Origin of the sequence: Pontibacter roseus DSM 17521, assembly GCF_000373265.1 — a bacterium.
GTDB classification, from domain to species: domain Bacteria; phylum Bacteroidota; class Bacteroidia; order Cytophagales; family Hymenobacteraceae; genus Pontibacter; species Pontibacter roseus.
In genome coordinates this window covers 390,285-407,018 of record NZ_KB890762.1, presented here as the reverse complement: position 1 = coordinate 407,018, position 16,734 = coordinate 390,285, and the positions used below count along the sequence as shown (strand labels likewise).

General features: G+C 45.3%; 17 protein-coding genes and 1 pseudogene. 9 read left to right on the top strand and 9 right to left on the bottom strand.

Annotated features, from left to right (window positions below):
* Positions 1–17 precede the first annotated feature (17 nt).
* The 4 genes from B051_RS22700 (at position 18) to B051_RS0108260 (ending at position 2,672) form a co-directional block, all read left to right on the top strand.
* Complete coding sequence (locus B051_RS22700; protein ID WP_018477728.1) at positions 18–380, top strand: hypothetical protein; 363 nt, start codon at positions 18–20, stop codon at positions 378–380.
* Between the two features lie 142 nt (positions 381–522).
* On the top strand, positions 523–1,407 hold the full coding sequence (locus B051_RS0108270; protein WP_018477727.1) for a DoxX family membrane protein: 885 nt from the start codon (positions 523–525) through the stop codon (positions 1,405–1,407).
* Positions 1,408–1,462: 55 nt separating this feature from the next.
* Positions 1,463–2,098 (top strand): TlpA disulfide reductase family protein, encoded by a 636-nt coding sequence (locus tag B051_RS0108265; protein ID WP_018477726.1) that lies wholly within the window; start codon positions 1,463–1,465, stop codon positions 2,096–2,098.
* Between the two features lie 127 nt (positions 2,099–2,225).
* On the top strand, positions 2,226–2,672 hold the full coding sequence (locus B051_RS0108260; protein WP_018477725.1) for a DsrE family protein: 447 nt from the start codon (positions 2,226–2,228) through the stop codon (positions 2,670–2,672).
* 80 nt (positions 2,673–2,752) lie between these two features.
* Here the strand turns inward: B051_RS0108260 and B051_RS0108255 are convergent, their stop codons facing one another.
* The 4 genes from B051_RS0108255 to B051_RS0108240 all read right to left on the bottom strand — a co-directional run bounded on the left by B051_RS0108255 (position 2,753) and on the right by B051_RS0108240 (position 7,281).
* On the bottom strand, positions 2,753–4,375 hold the full coding sequence (locus tag B051_RS0108255; protein WP_018477724.1) for a bifunctional metallophosphatase/5'-nucleotidase: 1,623 nt from the start codon (positions 4,373–4,375) through the stop codon (positions 2,753–2,755).
* Positions 4,376–4,400: 25 nt separating this feature from the next.
* Positions 4,401–5,825 (bottom strand): bifunctional metallophosphatase/5'-nucleotidase, encoded by a 1,425-nt coding sequence (locus tag B051_RS0108250; RefSeq protein ID WP_026236269.1) that lies wholly within the window; start codon positions 5,823–5,825, stop codon positions 4,401–4,403.
* Between the two features lie 121 nt (positions 5,826–5,946).
* Positions 5,947–6,885, bottom strand: a complete 939-nt coding sequence (locus tag B051_RS0108245) for a YeiH family protein (protein WP_018477722.1) — start codon at positions 6,883–6,885, stop codon at positions 5,947–5,949.
* A 3-nt stretch (positions 6,886–6,888) separates the two neighbouring features.
* A complete protein-coding gene (locus B051_RS0108240; protein ID WP_083919444.1) occupies positions 6,889–7,281 on the bottom strand; it encodes a rhodanese-like domain-containing protein in 393 nt (130 codons plus the stop codon).
* A 160-nt stretch (positions 7,282–7,441) separates the two neighbouring features.
* On the opposite strand from B051_RS0108240, the gene B051_RS0108235 reads away from it, so the two are divergent.
* From B051_RS0108235 to B051_RS0108225, 3 genes are all read left to right on the top strand, one after another.
* Positions 7,442–7,828: a hypothetical protein gene (locus B051_RS0108235; protein WP_018477720.1), complete on the top strand. Its 387-nt coding sequence runs from the start codon at positions 7,442–7,444 to the stop codon at positions 7,826–7,828.
* A 201-nt stretch (positions 7,829–8,029) separates the two neighbouring features.
* The gene (locus B051_RS0108230; protein WP_018477719.1) at positions 8,030–9,682 is read left to right on the top strand and encodes a bifunctional metallophosphatase/5'-nucleotidase; all 1,653 of its coding nucleotides are present in this window, start codon (positions 8,030–8,032) and stop codon (positions 9,680–9,682) included.
* Between the two features lie 174 nt (positions 9,683–9,856).
* A complete protein-coding gene (locus tag B051_RS0108225) occupies positions 9,857–10,909 on the top strand; it encodes a c-type cytochrome (RefSeq protein WP_018477718.1) in 1,053 nt (350 codons plus the stop codon).
* Between the two features lie 37 nt (positions 10,910–10,946).
* Here B051_RS0108225 and B051_RS0108220 read toward each other — a convergent pair whose 3' ends face one another.
* A complete protein-coding gene (locus B051_RS0108220) occupies positions 10,947–11,159 on the bottom strand; it encodes a hypothetical protein (RefSeq protein ID WP_018477717.1) in 213 nt (70 codons plus the stop codon).
* A 474-nt stretch (positions 11,160–11,633) separates the two neighbouring features.
* Between B051_RS0108220 and B051_RS0108215 the strand changes: the two genes are divergently transcribed.
* Together B051_RS0108215 and B051_RS0108210 are read left to right on the top strand one after the other, a co-directional pair.
* The gene (locus B051_RS0108215) at positions 11,634–12,605 is read left to right on the top strand and encodes an MBL fold metallo-hydrolase (RefSeq protein WP_018477716.1); all 972 of its coding nucleotides are present in this window, start codon (positions 11,634–11,636) and stop codon (positions 12,603–12,605) included.
* Between the two features lie 266 nt (positions 12,606–12,871).
* Positions 12,872–13,675 (top strand): annotated as a pseudogene (locus B051_RS0108210) (MBL fold metallo-hydrolase); the annotation flags it as partial.
* A 456-nt stretch (positions 13,676–14,131) separates the two neighbouring features.
* Here the strand turns inward: B051_RS0108210 and B051_RS0108205 are convergent.
* The 4 genes from B051_RS0108205 to B051_RS0108190 all read right to left on the bottom strand — a co-directional run bounded on the left by B051_RS0108205 (position 14,132) and on the right by B051_RS0108190 (position 16,590).
* Entirely contained in the window at positions 14,132–14,701 is a 570-nt protein-coding gene (locus B051_RS0108205; protein WP_018477714.1) for a DapH/DapD/GlmU-related protein, read from the bottom strand.
* Between the two features lie 165 nt (positions 14,702–14,866).
* The gene (locus B051_RS22405) at positions 14,867–15,028 is read right to left on the bottom strand and encodes a hypothetical protein (protein ID WP_018477713.1); all 162 of its coding nucleotides are present in this window, start codon (positions 15,026–15,028) and stop codon (positions 14,867–14,869) included.
* A 347-nt stretch (positions 15,029–15,375) separates the two neighbouring features.
* The gene (locus B051_RS0108195) at positions 15,376–15,894 is read right to left on the bottom strand and encodes a DUF488 domain-containing protein (RefSeq protein WP_018477712.1); all 519 of its coding nucleotides are present in this window, start codon (positions 15,892–15,894) and stop codon (positions 15,376–15,378) included.
* A 294-nt stretch (positions 15,895–16,188) separates the two neighbouring features.
* Complete coding sequence (locus B051_RS0108190) at positions 16,189–16,590, bottom strand: GlcG/HbpS family heme-binding protein (RefSeq protein ID WP_018477711.1); 402 nt, start codon at positions 16,588–16,590, stop codon at positions 16,189–16,191.
* Between the last annotated feature and the right edge of the window lie 144 nt (positions 16,591–16,734).

The following is a 16,734-nucleotide window of genomic DNA, read 5'->3' as shown; positions in this document are numbered from 1 at the left end:
GCGCATAAAAAACATACATGAAAAACTACCTGCTGTTATTTGTAAGCCTGACGCTCCTGCTCTTCGCAACGCCGAAGAACGATAGTTTGCGCAGCTTTGCACAGCAGGCAGCGCTGAAAAAAGACTGTACATACAGCAAACGTTTTGGCAAAAAGCCTTGCGCCAAAAAATGCCTGAAACACCAGACGCACTCCAACCAGCAAAACAATGCCACGGGTATAGCTGCAGATTGCAGTCAGCAGGTATATGCTGTCGTAAACGAACTGCATTCAGAGCTAATTAATCTTTTATCAGCTAAACAGGATTTTACTCTCCCACACATCCGGAAGCACCTATCTCCTGTGCTCGAGTACGACCCTAAGCCGCCCCGGATTTCTTAAAATACACTTTTATCCATTGAAGCAACAGCTCAACTGATTACAGTTACTGTTGGTGCTGCCATAGCTGTACTTGCCAAAAGGTAAGTTGCTATAGGTATGCTCATACCTTATCTAACAAGTTATTTTAAGAAAATTAAAACGCATGGAAACTACTCCAAAACAAAGAATATCATTCCTGGTGCTGCGTAGCTTGGGCAGCCTGATTTTTATCATGGCTGGTGTAAGCCACTTTGTGAAAACTGCCGGTGCAGCTGCCCGATTAGAAAAGGCGCCATTCGCGCATCTGGCCACCTGGATGGCTCCTGCCGAAACGCTAATACTGCTATCAGGTGTTGGCCTATTGATAGGTGGTTTTATGCTGCTGCTTGGCTTTAAAACCAAACTGGCTTCTGCTGGTTTGCTCGCTATCCTAATACCGATTACGCTAACCGTGCAGGTAGGCAGCGGAGATTACGGGCCTTTGTTCAAGAACGTGGCGCTGATAGGTTTGCTTATCTTCTTTATCATAAACGGCGCTGTGTACTATAGTATAGATTCGTTCCTGGAACAGAAAAAGAGAATCATTCCTATACCTGCACAAAACAAGAGTTATGTAACGATAGTAGCTATTGGGCTAATGGTATTGCTTGGTTCCTGCGCCACGACAAGTGCTCAAAATGCCACGCAACAGGTTACATCTTTACCTGCTACAACCACGAAATATGCCGTGCTCATTAGCCAACCCAACCACCTGAAGGCGGCCGTAAATACCGCCGAGACAATTACCAAAGACAGCAAGTATAACCGTGAATCGTTTGTAGTGATGGCCTGCGGAAAGTCGGTAGAAGCCTTCAAAAAAGACGGTGCGATGGCTGCAGAGATAGCCAAAGGCAGGGCTGCCGGGGTTACGTACATGCTGTGCGGCATGTCGCTGAAGCAGTTCAACATTATTGCTGCCGATTTGGTAGATGGAGTGGAAATCACGCCGAATGGCCTGACCTACATGTTTGACCTTAAGCAAAAAGGCTATACGACTGTGGAACTTTAGTCACAGAGCATCTTAAAAGATTCAGCTAACTTAGCTTCATTAACAAATTCACATCATGGATAAGAAGAAATTTTCGATAAAGGATATACCTGGCTGGGCTGTGATGCTTGGCATTTTTGGGATTTTATACCTGACTGGTCTTCATACCGAAGCCATCGGGCAGGTGCAGCGTATACTGCTGGCTACGGGCATCAAAAATGCAGATGTACCGGAAACATTACAGAACCCGGATGCTACAGCCGTAGTAGATGCAGCTGCCGTGGCGAATACTGAAATGGCGGGAGCCGGTTTTCAGATGGTAGACCTGCAGGGCAAGCAAGTAGCCTTTGAAAGCTTGAGGGGGAAGGTGGTGTTCCTGAACATTTGGGCTACCTGGTGCCCGCCCTGTATCGCCGAGATGCCTAACATCCAGAAACTATACGACAAGGTAGGCTCTGATAAAATTGCCTTCGTGATGCTGTCTGTAGATGAAGGTGGCATGGAGAAGGTAAAGAAGTTTATTGACAAGAAAGACTATACATTCCCGGTGTACATGCCGGCAAGCCAGTTCCCGCAGGAGTTTTACTCAAATGCTATACCTACCACGTTCATCATTTCGCCGCAAGGTAAGATTGTAGCCAAGCAGGAAGGTATGGCCGATTACAATACGCCGGAAGTGGTGGAGTTTCTGCAGGGAATGGTAAAAAAATAATGTTTGTACTCCATACGCATAGTTTGCGAGAAGTGGATTATGCGTATGGAGTACAACCAATTGAATTATAGAAACTTTACTTCCCAGTTCAAGAATTTAACTAACCACATACCAAAACAAGCAAATTATGAAATTGAAACTAATCATAATGGTGCTGTTGGCTTCGCTGATAGCGCCCATTTCCATAGCCCATGCACAGACAACTTCAAAAGCTAAAAAAACTGAGCAAACATCGCAGCGCAAGATTGTATACGATCTGTCGGTAGCTGACACCACCATGCATGCCGGCCTGATGAGACAACTCAACAACATCAAGCGTGGCTGGCCGGATGCACAGATTGAAGTGGTGGTGCACGGCAAAGCACTCAACCTGCTTGTTACAGGAAAATCGACCCAAGCCAACGCCATAAAAGAACTACAGGCCAAAGGAGTAGTTTTTGCCGCTTGCGAGAATACGATGAAAAGAGCTAAAGTAGAAAAGAGCCAACTGCTGCCGAACATACCTACCGTGCCAATGGGCATAGGCGAAATCGTTTCCAAACAGGAAGAAGGCTGGAGCTACATTAAGTTTTAAACTTATAAAGCTATAATAAAAATTGAAGCCCCGTAGTAAATCTTTACCACGGGGCTTTTGGTTGGGGGTGTAGTTTATACTTAGCGTTTGATGGTTACTTCTCCCATATTAGATGGCATGTCTATTGTCTTCATCTCCTTTAACTTCTGAATGATAAATTCAGTTAATGGTTGCGCTGTTCTGTTGATGTTCTGCCCCTTCCCTAACTCATCGAAGTTGTGCAATCCGGTTAGTAAACCGTTGTGGGTGACAATCCTATAGTCTTGATTATCATTTATAGGCTGATTTTTGATTTGAACCTTGCTGATTCGTTTTCCCAATGGCTTGGTAAGGTCCATTTGGTAGCGAATACCAGCTGTCTGGATAAGACCACCTACCGCATCCAGTTTGTTAGCCGGCTTCAGGTTTTTGGCCGCCTGCTCAAGAGTCATCGTTAACTGCCTACCCGTCATGGTCAAAGTTACTATCTTAGATGGGTGTGGCAACAGCTTGTATACTTCTTCACTTGTCACAGGGCCTGGTTTTAAAGAGATACCATAACCCACTCCCGGCATGATGGCCACATCTCCTTTGAATTCTTTGAGCAGAAGATTACCTACCAGCTTATCAAATGGACTTTCAGATTTATACTGACGGCCGATAGTTGCCTTGCTATCCACCACATGTTCTTGCAGCCTATCCAGGTGTGGTTTCCGCTGCTCGTTTATCAGCGCCTGCATGGCTGCATCAGGCTGCACCTGCTCGTTCCAGAGCCAATGATGATGCGTTTTCACATCAACCAGTTGTTGGTCCCTGACTACCAGTTCTGTTTCGCCCAATACTGCCGCATCTGACATCGCCTGCACCACATAGGTCTGCCCTATCTTCTTTCTTGGCTCCAGGATGTCGTGGCTATGAGCACCTATGATTAGGTCTATACCTGCTACTTCGCGGGCCATTTTGTAATCCACCGCCGTCCCTTCATGCGAAAGCACGACCACTATATCGGCTTTCTTTCGGAGCTCCGGCACATAGGCTTGTGCTACTTCCTGGCCCACCTTAAAGCTAAGTCCTTTTACGTTGTCTGGATTGCCCGTTTTAGGAGTATTACGGTAGCCAAGTGCCAGAATCGCCACCTTTACCCCGTTCTTTTCCTTTATAATATAAGGCTCTCCGAAAACAGGTTGCTGCGTGTTGTCATCTGTAATGTTGGCTGCCCGCATCGGGAAGGTTGCCATTTGCTGCAGTTCGCGTGTGCGCTGTAACCCATAATCAAAATCATGGTTTCCAAGCGCCATCAGGTCATAATTCACCGCATTCATGAACCGGATCATGGCTTCTCCTTTGGTCAGGTTGCCAAGTTGGTCGTCACTAAAGGTATCGCCCCCATCAACCAGCAACACCTTATCTGCACCTTTCTCTGTTCGCACTTTTTTCACAGCGCTGGCCAGGTACGCGAAGCCCCCAATTCTTGCGGCTTTATTGAACGTAATAAGCGTGTCACGGCCTGCATCGCCGGTTTGAGCAGTAGCGTTATCAGTTGTCGTCAGGAAAGGCTTGTAGGTTCCATGCATGTCATTTGTATGCAAAATGCTGATTGATTTCTGTTCTTTTCCTGTCATTTCACTTGCAGCCGTTGCTGCTGGGTTTGAGTTTGTACAGGCGCCGGCAAGTATAAGTGGCGCCATCATAAAGCGTATTCCTAAATGCATACTTATCCTCATCGTATTAGTGTTTAATTGGTGAGATTTATACAGCCGTGAACGTGCCCAGCAGGTCTGCATGGACTGGTGAATGGTTATTCAGGTATTGCTTCATGGCTTCGATAGCCTTTATACCTGCATCGGCGCGGTTGGTACCATACGCTGAAGGCACGCCCTGCTCCGTCACGAAAGAAGCCTTATACGTTCGCTGTAAGTCCAGTTCTTCGTCGTTCACAAAGAGCTTCTGGATACGGGTGCCTTTGGGTGCTTCTATTTTTATAAAGGCCCTTAATCCCATACACCGTTTTACAAAGCCACCTTGCTGTGCGTAGGGGTCCGGCGAAAACGTTTTCTCCAGATTCTCTTCCAGCATGTATTGCAGTTCCTGCCCTGTCAGTTCCACCGTTTGTATAGGCGGATTCATGGGAATGATGTTGTAAAGGTCGTTCAGGGTAACAGACCCGGGAACGATAGGCGCTCCGTAACGCCAGCCATTCGAAAAAGCTAGCTCTGCTCCTGTTGCGTGTAGCATACTTTGCAGCAGGAAATTATCCATGGTAGATTCCAGGATGTTGTTCCGGTCCAGCACCGTAGCCGTCTCCCCCACTGTCTGGCTTAGCTCTTTATGGTAAGGCTGAACAGCTTGCTGAACCAGCTCCTGCATGTGGGCATCGTCGGGTAATTTATCAGAGACTACTACCAGCTCATGTTTATAGTTGGAGATTCTGCCTTTCTCAATAATCAGATCCAGCCGCCCCAAGAAGGAACCATGGCAACCAGACTCCATCACAATCGTCTGCCCTTGTTTTATGGCTTTAGAGGTTCGGTAATGGGTGTGGCTACTCAGACAGACATCTATACCTTCCACTTCGGAAAGCAGCTTCATGTTTTGCGGGAAGCCGAGGTGAGAAATCAGTACAATTAAATCAACCTTTTCTTCCTGCCTTAGCTTTTGAATGTAGCCGGGAAGTTCTTCGTTACCCAGTGTAAAGTAAATGCCTTCACTGAAATGGGGTGGCATGGTCTTATCAACGATGTTACAGGCAATGCCCACTATACCTATTTTAACGCCATTTACTTCTTTCAGCGTGTAAGGCTCAAACACCAGCTTATCCGTAGTTTTATCATACACATTGATAGCCAGGATGGGATAATTGAGCATGGCAGTCAGTTTCCTGAACTGCTCCGGGCCATAGGCAAATTCCCAATGTGCCGTCATGGCTGCCAGGCCAAGTTCGTTCAGCACAGGTATCATTACTTCACCTTTCGATGCAACAGCCGGAAAGGTGCCATGAAATGTGTCGCCGCAATCTAGTGCCAGCACCGCATCCAGCTTCTCATGGCGGAGTTGCTTTAAGTACCCTGCTATTTTAGCAAAGCCGCCTGCTTTACGGTATTTCGTTGTACCATTCTCCCAAAACATTTCCTGGTGGGGCTCCAGGTAGGCATGGGTATCGTTGAGTTGAAGAATAGTTAAGTTCGTTTGTCTTTACATAGTTAAGTAGATAAGGCTACACCACTAAGTTTAGTTAGTCGTGTAGCCATTGAGTTAAATATGTTACATCATACCTTTTATAGGCAATCCTGCTCTGTTAGACTACATAATAAACTGCCAGCAGAGAACCGGTGGCTACTACCAACCAAAGCACCACTCCTTGCAAAAAAGGCCTGATACTTATGGTTCTGAGCAACGACATGCTAATGCCTGCACCAGTTAAAAATAAACTGATAACCAAGCCTTTTCGGGCCAGCAAGGTCAGCCAGCCATACACTTCGCTCAGGCCACTCAGAAAAGTGCTGAACAGGGATGCTACCAGGAAGAAAAGTATGAACTTCGGGAAGCTTGCCTTGCCTTCCGACTTAAACAGAAAGCCTGTAATCAGTACCATTGGGAGTATCCACAGCGCACGCGTTAGTTTAAGCGTAGTGGCAATTTCGAGAGCTTTTTCACCAAACTCCGTGGCAGCCCCCACGACGGAACTGGTATCGTGTATGGCAATAGCGGCCCAAACCCCGAACTGTTCCTGCGTTAACTGCAACTGATTACCGATAAATGGGAAAATAAACAAGGCTACCGCATTCAAAATGAATACCACACCCAGCGCTACAGAAATTTCCTTTTCTGATGCTTTTATAGCCGGGGCAACGGCAGCAATGGCACTTCCCCCGCAAATAGCTGTACCGGCAGTAATAAGGTGATTCAGCTTTTTCTCAACGCCTAACAGTTTCGCCAAAAGCAAACCGACCACCATGGTGGCAATAAGGGAGATGGCTGTATAGAAGAAGCCTGTTAAGCCGGTTTCAGCTACCTGGTACAGGTTAATGCCGAAACCCAAGCCTACTACCGAAGCTTGCAAAGAATACTTGGTAAATTTGCTCAGCTTTGCCGGATACGGATTACCGAAAATCAGGCCTAATACGATACCTGAGAATAAAGCGAGCGGCGCACCAATAAAGTCTGTTATTACAATCAGTAACAGTATCAGCCAAAAAATGCCCAGTTGAATATATCTTTTGCTTGAAATCTCCACGGTTTATTTTGTTTGCATCCCTGCTGATTTGAGTGCATCAAACCCTACGGTTGCGTTGTAAATGTTATTGAAATTATGGCTCTTCATGACAGCTGTAGCACGGCTACTTCTGTTACCGGATTTACAGTATAGCAGGTAGGTAGCGGCTGTGTCCAGTTTGGCTATTTTCTGTTCAAAATCCGGTGAAGTATAGTCTATATTAACAGCGCCTTCCAGGTGGCCGTCCTGAAATTCATAAGGTGTCCGCACATCCAGCACTATAATATCCTGATCAGATGCAATGAGTTGCTTTACTTCGGTTGCATTTAAGTTTACTTTTGTACTACCTGTTTCCTGCTGACAACTGCTAAATCCAAAAAACAGCACGAAAGCAATTAGTTTTACTACATAGTTCATAGGCATAGTTTAATTATAAGCTTTTAATAAGTCTATAGTTTGCAATTACACACATTGTTGCCTGAACCAATGTGACAAATGTCACAGTTAAGCTCATGGTCTTTCGCTTGTTTTGTAAAATATCACAGTAGAACTCAGTCATAAACTATAAAACTTTTACTTGAAGCACTACCTGCACATATGGGCTATTTTGATGTTAATGTTACATCTTGCGGTGCTGACCGTAATCAGCTTCGTGCCTGGAGAACGTGCGGGTGTATCTATCAAGAAAGTTTGCCTCAGAAAAGAAGCCAAAAAGCAGTTCATAGCAACGGGTGAAAATACCCAGTCTGTAAAGCAGCTTCTAACTAAAGCACCAGTTACAGAAAAAGGGAAGAAGGATGGTACTGTGGAAATCCACTGTTCTGTAAAACTCATAAGTACGGCGCCTACCAGTGAATTCGTGTTTGTGCCTCTGTACCTGGGCTTTCACACGTCTGGATACAAACAGGCAACATACCTCTCTTTTAGCAAATTACTAGAGCCTGACCCGCCCCGGCTTGTCTAATCATTTTCCTATTCATTGGCAGCAACAGGTATAATCAAACCTGTGGTTTCCTTCTACTATCAGCACCCTTCCTGCTCCTTTGTAGCTATTCCTTCAGGTGTAGAGCCTGAAGACTCGGTGCATCTCTTTAAAATCAATTAATCGAATCAGATATACCTATACTGATGAGGCTTATCCCCATTACCTATTTATCTACAGACCATGAAGCTAAACTTCAATAAAATCATACTCTCAACCCTATCTGTTATTGGCTTGGCAGCTTTTAGCAGTTGCCAAACAACAGGAAACAGTGAAACCATAGCCAACAACGATGGCATCGAAATCATAACCATCTTACAGACAGCAGACATCCATGGGCAGCTGATGCCCCACCAGGAGATGTTTGTAGAAAACGGTGAGTTTGTGTTTAAAGAGCGTGGCGGTATGGCCAACATCCAAACCCTCTTCAAACAGGTAAAGGCAGAAAATCCCGAAGGCACTGTGATTGTGGATGGTGGCGACCTGATACAGGGAAGCGCCGTGGCCGCCATGTCGGAAGGAGATGCCATAGCCCCGGTCATCAAAGCAATGGATTATGATTTCCTGATTCCCGGTAACTGGGAAGTGATTTTCGGCAGCCAGAAAATGCGCAGTATACTGGCCTCGTATGGCAAGCCTGTAGTATGTGCCAACATTTATGATGAAGCCAGTTCTGAGATGCTGTACCCGCCGTACATCATCAAAGAAATGAAAGGTGTTAAGCTGGGATTTATCTCCTACAACGACCCGGAAGTGCCTGTTCGCCAAAATCCGGTGTTCAGCAAAGGGCTTATTTTTAAAGGACTGGAAGACAACTTGCAACCACTCATCAAAGAGCTAAAAGAAGAAAAAGGCGTAGACATCCTGTTCCTGGTAACGCACCTGGGCATTTCAAAACAAATCTATCTTGCTGATCAACCTGAAATTGAAGGCGTGGACTTTGTACTGGGCAACGATACCCATGAGAGAATCAGAAAGCCGCTGAAGCGCAAGTATGCGCAGGTAGTAGAGCCGGGCGGGTTCGGTTCCTTCGTTGGTCGCCTGGACCTGCAGGTGAAAAATGGTAAAATAGTAGACCAGAGCTATGAGCTGATGGATGTAGACCCAAAGAAATATCCGGCTGACCCTATCGTACAGAAAATAGTGGACGAGCAGACGGCACCCTACAAAGCGCAAATGGAAAGGGTGCTAGGCTATACTACGGAGCCTCTATACCGTTACCTGGTGGTGGAGAATGCGCTGGATAACATGATCACCGATGCGGTTCGCTTAAAGACGGGCGCTGACATAGCCATTTCAAATGGTTTCCGTTTTGGTACTCCAATCGTACCGGATGCCTCAGGCAGGGCGCCTATCACCTACAGCGACATCTGGAACATGCTGCCTGTGAACGAGAACGTGAAAACAGGCAAAGCTACTGGTCAGCAGATAAAAGACTGGATGGAACAGGAACTGCATAATGTATTTGCAGAAAAGCCGCTGGAGCGCTTTGGTGGTTGGGTAATCCGGTTCTCAGGAATGAAACTGACCTTCAATGCGAATGCCCCGAAAGGTGAACGAGTACAGTCTATTACGGTTGGTGGAAAGCCGCTCGACCTGAAGAAGGAATACACCATGGCTGCCTGCCGTAGAACAGGTGAGCCAGACCATGTGCTGTGCCGCATGCCGAACGCCAAAGACCCGAAAGTGCTGGATTATACTGTTCACGATGTAATGGAAGAATACCTGAAAAAGAATGGTACAGTATCTCCAAAGATAGACGGAAGAGCCAAAGTGCTGGACCTGGAGTCGCCGGTACTTTCGCAGTTGCCAAACGTGGATTATGTTTTCAGATAGGAATTTAGATTAGTGTGTTTGTTAGAGCAGGGAGTATAAACTTCCTGCTCTTTTTGTTTCGGGAGTTGAAATATTGAGTTTTTTTATTTGAATAAGGCTCGTGTGACTTTTATCACATATTATGAAATGGCAATACAATAGCTTGTACTTATATTCAATATAAGTGATTAGACTATGAAAATCAGTCAGGGACAAGATTTTGGAAGCCAATTAGTGAAGTTATCTAATTTGATAGGCTTAAGTGCTCTTACTACGTTACTACTGTTATTTATAGTTGTAATCTTCCGAATCACCCCGGCTCATACGTACTTACCGGACTTGAGCCAGGTATTTCAGAATAGTGCTTCGGATAAAGTTCCTGAACCTACAGCAGACGATGAGATGTGGAAAGCCCCCGATTTGGCATCGCTACCTGCGACACCTGAGGGTGATTTAATCCGCTACGGCCATGAATTGGTAAAGAACACTGCTCAATACCTCGGCCCTGAAGGAAGTGTATTACATATATCAAACGGAATGAATTGTCAGAACTGCTACCTGGATGCAGGCACTAAACCTTTTGGAAATAACTATTCACTAGTTGCATCTACCTATCCTAAGGTTCGGGCGCGGTCAGGGGTGGAAGAGGATGTAACGAAACGTGTAGCTGACTGCTTTGAACGCAGTTTAAACGGAACTGCACCTGCTAAAGACTCTAAAGAAATGCAGGCAATGGTCGCTTATATCCAATGGGTTGGGAATGATGTAAAGAAAGGAGAAAAAGTAAAGGGATCTGGCTTGATGGATATAGAGCTGCTGAATCGTGCGGCCAGTCCGGAATTGGGCAAGGCCATATATGTACAGAAATGCCAGGTATGCCACGGCGAAGAGGGCGAAGGCATGAAACCTGAAGGTAGTACCGTGTATGTTTACCCTCCGCTTTGGGGTGAAAACAGTTACAACGACGGAGCTGGCTTATACCGTATTTCAAACTTTGCCAAGTATGTGAAAGCTAATATGCCATTAGGAGCAACGTATGGCAGCCCTCAACTTACAGATGAAGAAGCCTGGGACGTGGCTGCTTTTGTGAATTCGCTACCTCGACCGAAGAAAGACATCAGCAAAGACTGGCCTGATATTTCAAAAAAGCCATTTGATTATCCTTTTGGTCCTTATACAGATAGCTTTAGTGAAGAACAGCATAAATATGGCCCTTTTCAGCTAATTATTATATCACAAGAAGAGTAAAGCAGGTAAAAATGCATAGTAAGAAAGCAGACAGAAGCTAACCTCCAAGATTTAATCCACTAACAAACGCCTCCCTAAACCCCAGCACCTTGGTCGTTAACTGCATCACCATCGGCTTACGCTCAAGCAATTTCGACTTGACCGTCAGCTTGTCCAGCAACTCATCATGCAGTGTCTTATACTCAATGTAAAGGTAGTTGCGTAATAAAGCTTGCAGCTTCACCGTGGCAACTTGTTCTTGTTTGCTCATCTAATGAAAAACGGTCATTTGTTTTCTGGTCCAGAAGTTCTCGAAGGCCATCTGTATCCATTCTATATCTTAAATTTGTAGCAGGTATGCCTACGCAGTATCATATCAAGGAAGACAGGAACAAACTAGGGACTATTCAAAAGGGGCTAACTGTAAAGCGAGTTTTGGTCTTCTGCTAAAAAGTAATCCTGAAATGCTATTAAGTCACTGTGAATAAAGTTTGATAAATCAATACTTTTGTCTACTACAACAAAAAAAACCGCTTCATTTATTAAAAAGCGGCTTTTTTGGTTCGATATATACCCTCTTGGGTTACTACCTAGGCCAATATTGCAACCTATATAATTCTAGATGCTTCCGCAGACTGTTAAACTAGTCAGTAAATAAAACTACTTAAACTTATTTATTCACAACTATTTACGTACACCTATCAATCCTTTAGAAGGGAGAAGCCTACTAGAACAATAACGAAAGATGGGGAGATACAAAAACATACTGCTTGCCTTTATGATGTTTGTAGCCAACACGATTAGGTTCACAGCTATTGCCCAGCCAAACCCCAATTCAACTACTATAAAACTTATCAATCTATATGATGCATTCGGTGCAGATAAAGCAGGGCTGAAGCAGGACTTCGGCTTCTCCTGCCTCATCGAGTATAAGGGAAAGACGATATTATTTGACGCAGGCACTAATGCTGAAACCTTCCGGCAAAATCTCGAAGCCCTGAACATCGACCCCAAAACAATAGACATTGCTATCCTATCACACGGTCACTACGACCATATGGGAGGTCTGGACTATCTGGTCGGTGTAAATCCAGCCGTAAGAATCTATCTACCCAACGACTTCTTCTCCCTGGGCGCACCGGTCGTGTTCCCTTTTCGTGAGGCTGAAACGGCAGTCGCCAAGACACTTCCAAAAGACGAGCAGTATTTCCGGGGGCAGCAGGTAGTGGAAGGCATGGTGACTGTCCCGACCGGAAGGTTCTGGAGAGGAAATGCAGTGTATCTGACCAAAGCCGAAGAGGTGCTGCCTGGCCTGACCATCGTTCCGACCACATCTCAACTGATGGGCACCTTCATCAAATACCCGCCACATGCAGACAATCCGCAGTTCATTGGCTTGCCTGAGTTGTCTGCCTCTTTTTCTTCGCCCAAAGGGCAAATCATCATCGCTGGATGCTCACACTCCACCATTGAAACCATCATCCAAGAAACTCTGAAATCACGCAAAGAAAACATTTACTTGGTGACCGGAGGCTTCCACCTGATTCCCTACGACCGTGCCTACATAGAAGAGCTGGCCAAGCGTATGCAGAAAGATTATGCCGTTAAAAGCGTGGCTCCTGCTCACTGTACAGGGCACCTAGGCTTTTCTGTTTTTAAGCAGGTTTTCGGAGACCAGTACATGTTCTTTGGTCTTGGTGAATCGCTTCAGTTTTAAGGCTAGCAGTAAGTAATAATTCATATAGAAAGACACCTCGTTCATGCCTTTTTATTAGAACTCGTTTAATCCGGGATTATGAATGGGAAATCTATTATTCTTTTTTTGTAGCGCTGGGCTTCTGTTTCACTTCTACCCTAGCAAAGGCACAGGAGATAAAAGTCACTTTGTTAGGCACAGGGGCACCCCTTCCGTCTATGGAGCGATTTGGACCTAGCATTCTGGTAGAAGCCCAGCGCTACAAGCTGTAGTTCGACTGTGGAAGGGGCACAAGCCAAAGGCTCTGGCAGTCAGGTATACCAGTAGGGCAAATAACTAAACTGTTTTTGACGCATCTGCATTCAGACCATGTGGTGGGTATCCCGGATGTGTGGCTCACCGGTTGGATACCGGCCGCGTATGGGAGAAGGGCCACGCCGCTGGAAGTGTGGGGGCCTGCCGGCACAAAAGACATGATGGCTCACCTGGAGAAGGCATTCGCTTGGGATATCCAGACACGCAGCAAGGAGAAAAACAAAGCGGAAGACGGCGCCAAGGTCAATGCCCAAGACATTGAGGAGGGGTTCATCTATGAACAGGATGGCATTAAAGTCATTGCGTTCCAGGTGAATCATGCCACATTCATCGACTCTGCCTTAGGGTACCGGATTGATTATGCAGGACGTTCCGTTATCCTTTCAGGCGATACCCGCTACAGTGCGAACCTGGTACGATTCGCAAAGGGCGCAGATGTGATAATCCAAGAAGTGGCGGCAGCTCCTGACAAGCCAGGCAAGTCATCTGCACTTGTCAGGCAGATACTGGGGTTCCATACCTCACCCGAAGAGGCAGGCAGGGTATTCAAGCAGGTAAAGCCAAAGCTGGCCGTTTATTCCCACATTGTTCTCCTGACTACGGATGCCACTATACCACCTCCTACCGTAGCAGAGTTGATAAGCCGAACACAGAAAGTGTATGATGGAGCCTTGGAAATGGGGGAAGACTTGTTGACTATCACAATTGGAGACAAAGTAGCCGTCACAAAGTTTGCTTCCTCTTCTAAGAAGAAGGTTCCTGAAGCAATCAGGTAGTAAAACACAATAAAAATCTCGACGCTAACTTGTTTTCAAATACTCAGCTAAAGCCGCTAAGTCCATGTGGATAAGGTTCGATAATTCCATCCTTCGGTCTACTAGTAAGCCTCTCAGTTAACGCTGAGGGGCTTTTTTTGCACTTAAGACACCATTGAAAATATTCACGATAACGGACTTGTATGAATACAGTACCCGATTTCACATGACTACTCTATGGATAATAGTTTTGTGATTTGAAAGAAAGCAGCCATACAAGTTGTACTTAAATCGCTTCTGCACTTATAATCGCTTAGCGGAAAAGATATCGATTGGCTCTATCAGTCTCTTTCGGCTTTTACGCTTGCTTCATCATAAGCCTATCCCAAAACCATAAGGGAGGCAACTACCAAAATATGATTCTTTTCATGCTCCAATAAATAATATGATTTGAGTGCGGAGCCAATCTAAATATTACTAGTCAATTGTCTTTATAAGTTTGGCAGGTATACCTCCTACCACGGTATTATCCGTCACATCGTTGGAAACCACTGCACCTGCCGCTACCACGGAATTTTCGCCAACCGTAACCCCTTGCAGAATCGTTGCATTCGCCCCAATCCAGGCGTTTCTCTTGATGTGAATGGGTTTTGGAACAAGCGCTTGCCTGTTTTCGGGAGTTATCGGATGACCTTCTGAAAGCAATTTTACACCAGGCGCCAACATCACATTATCTTCAATGGTAATGCCGCCTAGGTCCAGGAAAGTGCATCCAAAGTTGACAAACACATTTTTCCCGATTCTCGTATTCTTCCCGTAATTGATGTATAAAGGTGGAAATACAGCCGTTGATGCATCGATTTCACTTTCAGTAATCTGACTCAACATAGTTCGAATCTCCTCGGGATTGCTGGAATTATTCATTTGTTGAACCAGCTTTATCGCAGCGTAGGATGCTTCAAGCAGCCTGCTGCTCTGCGAATCATCTGGTCTGATTATCTCGCCTTCCCTCAATCGTTCAAAAATATCTTTGTGTGTTGCCTTCATACCGTAGCATACTTATACTACAAAGTTAAATAATACACGCCTCCTGTTTTGAAGTACGACCTTAAGCAATGTTCAAAAAATTCCCCAATCATTTCCTACAGCTGTACAATAACTACTTGCTCTGTCACCGTGGAAGTATAAAGTATACAGCATCATAGAGCTGGTTTAGTCTTCGGTTATTGGCTTTTGATTAACTTCATCCTCTTTTCCTGTTGAATCGCGTTTGGCTTTTTTTGCAGCAACCTTAAGAGCTTCCTGATGCTCTTTCCTTTCTTTAAATTCTTTTTGGCGCTGTTTCTTTTGTTGGTCTCTTGCTCTGGTACTCATCTTCTATTGTGATTTGATTGTAACTACTTTTAGATTCTACCTAAGCAATTATTTCCATGGTAGTCCTATTTATACGCTCAAATAAGATTAACATATTATCTGCAAAGGGTGATAGGGTAATTGGAATCCTCTAAATCAGAATGAATTGGCCAGTGGATTTTTGTGCTATGTGAAATACTTGATTAGAAAAAATATCCGGTTTCAGCTCTATCACTATTAACATGAAAGGGACACACTTCATACATCCCTCCCTCCTGCTAGATTGGAATACGTCAAATTTCCATCATTTAGCACCATGAGAGGTACCTTTGGCTTTGAAACACATTGAGAGAATAAACCTTCCAGTGCTATACCTTTACCGGATGTGTCTGCAGGTAGGCCGCAGTGAAAGGGTGTTCTTTGGCTACTCCCTCTCCCATGATGTGCATGACAATCCAGCCTCTTTCTTTAAGGTAGTCTGAGATGATGGCCCGATGGCACCGCCACCACACGGCTTCAGAGCACATATAGGCGGTTCGCTTTTGGGAAGCTATTCCCGTCAGCTTGGCTATTCCTTCTTCGAAGTCCTTAGTTTCAGTGTAATCAGCATAGCCACGGAAGGAGTCGCTTCTCCAGACAGTATTAGGTGAATCGGGCCTGGGTTTTCGACGGCCGCCTAACCCTTGCTCAGGTATGTAGCTGATACCGGATTCGGGTAGATAGGTCTCTAAGGCGGAAACGTTGAAATGAGGATACTTTTTAGAGCCAGGATACCGACGCACATCCACCAGCACCTCAATCTGAAACGACTTTAGCGCCGCCACGAATTCCTCCGGGCTTCTGGTTGAATGACCAAAGGTCCAAATAGTATTGTTCGTTACTGACATAATCGTTTCTTTTCCCCATCAAATGCTTTTCTCATGCGTGCAATTAATGATGGGTTGTCACCAAGCTTCAATCAAACTAGGAAATTCGTTTCTATACTGCCTCATTACAGAAGGTCCGTCTTTCGGCTTTCCCTACGTAATGCGGATATAATTTGCTACCGTGGCGTCCAGTATAAAAGGATACGAAGGCTGCCGATTTCATTGCAATCTAAACACTGCCTTCGGAGAAGAGAAAGTCAGGCATATTTTCTATTCGACTAGTCTGACAAGTATAATCCACCCTGTTCCTAGGAACTATAGCACAGCTTTGATTCCCGCTTCAGCTACTGTGTGGTCATTCTCGACTGTACTGCCAGATACCCCAATGGCACCTATAATTTGCCCAGAACTGTCTTGTATAGGAAGGCCACCTGGGAAGGTAATCAAACCGCCGTTGGAATGCTCTATGTTGTAAAGGGATTCGCCCGGTTGGGAGGCCTGTCCCAAATCGCCGGTAGGCATATCGAAATAGCGGGCTGTTCTGGCCTTTCGGATGGCAATATCTATCGAGCCGAGCCAAGCACCATCCATTCGGGCAAATACCACCAGGTTAGCCCCTGCATCTACCAAAGCGATGTTCATTTTCAGGTTCAACTCCCTTGCTTTCTCCTTAGCTGCTTGTAAGGCCTTTTCAGCCTGTTCCAATGTTATTCCCATTTAGATAGTTTTTTAGCTGTTAATTTACAGCTGGTTAATTCTTCTTATCTCATACTGCATGGAAAGGGAAAGGTTAGAGAAGAAGGGGTATAGCTTCCCCTAACGGATAGCGACAGCAGAATATGCCGAAGTTTTAGAAAGTTT

Coding starts and splice junctions, on each gene's coding strand:
- B051_RS22700 (WP_018477728.1), top strand. CDS start 18: ATGAAAAACTACCTGCTGTTATTTGTAAGCCTGACGCTCCTGCTCTTC.
- B051_RS0108270 (WP_018477727.1), top strand. CDS start 523: ATGGAAACTACTCCAAAACAAAGAATATCATTCCTGGTGCTGCGTAGC.
- B051_RS0108265 (WP_018477726.1), top strand. CDS start 1,463: ATGGATAAGAAGAAATTTTCGATAAAGGATATACCTGGCTGGGCTGTG.
- B051_RS0108260 (WP_018477725.1), top strand. CDS start 2,226: ATGAAATTGAAACTAATCATAATGGTGCTGTTGGCTTCGCTGATAGCG.
- B051_RS0108255 (WP_018477724.1), bottom strand. CDS start 4,375: ATGAGGATAAGTATGCATTTAGGAATACGCTTTATGATGGCGCCACTT.
- B051_RS0108240 (WP_083919444.1), bottom strand. CDS start 7,281: ATGAACTATGTAGTAAAACTAATTGCTTTCGTGCTGTTTTTTGGATTT.
- B051_RS0108230 (WP_018477719.1), top strand. CDS start 8,030: ATGAAGCTAAACTTCAATAAAATCATACTCTCAACCCTATCTGTTATT.
- B051_RS0108225 (WP_018477718.1), top strand. CDS start 9,857: ATGAAAATCAGTCAGGGACAAGATTTTGGAAGCCAATTAGTGAAGTTA.
- B051_RS0108220 (WP_018477717.1), bottom strand. CDS start 11,159: ATGAGCAAACAAGAACAAGTTGCCACGGTGAAGCTGCAAGCTTTATTA.
- B051_RS0108215 (WP_018477716.1), top strand. CDS start 11,634: ATGGGGAGATACAAAAACATACTGCTTGCCTTTATGATGTTTGTAGCC.
- B051_RS0108205 (WP_018477714.1), bottom strand. CDS start 14,701: ATGAAGGCAACACACAAAGATATTTTTGAACGATTGAGGGAAGGCGAG.
- B051_RS22405 (WP_018477713.1), bottom strand. CDS start 15,028: ATGAGTACCAGAGCAAGAGACCAACAAAAGAAACAGCGCCAAAAAGAA.
- B051_RS0108195 (WP_018477712.1), bottom strand. CDS start 15,894: ATGTCAGTAACGAACAATACTATTTGGACCTTTGGTCATTCAACCAGA.
- B051_RS0108190 (WP_018477711.1), bottom strand. CDS start 16,590: ATGGGAATAACATTGGAACAGGCTGAAAAGGCCTTACAAGCAGCTAAG.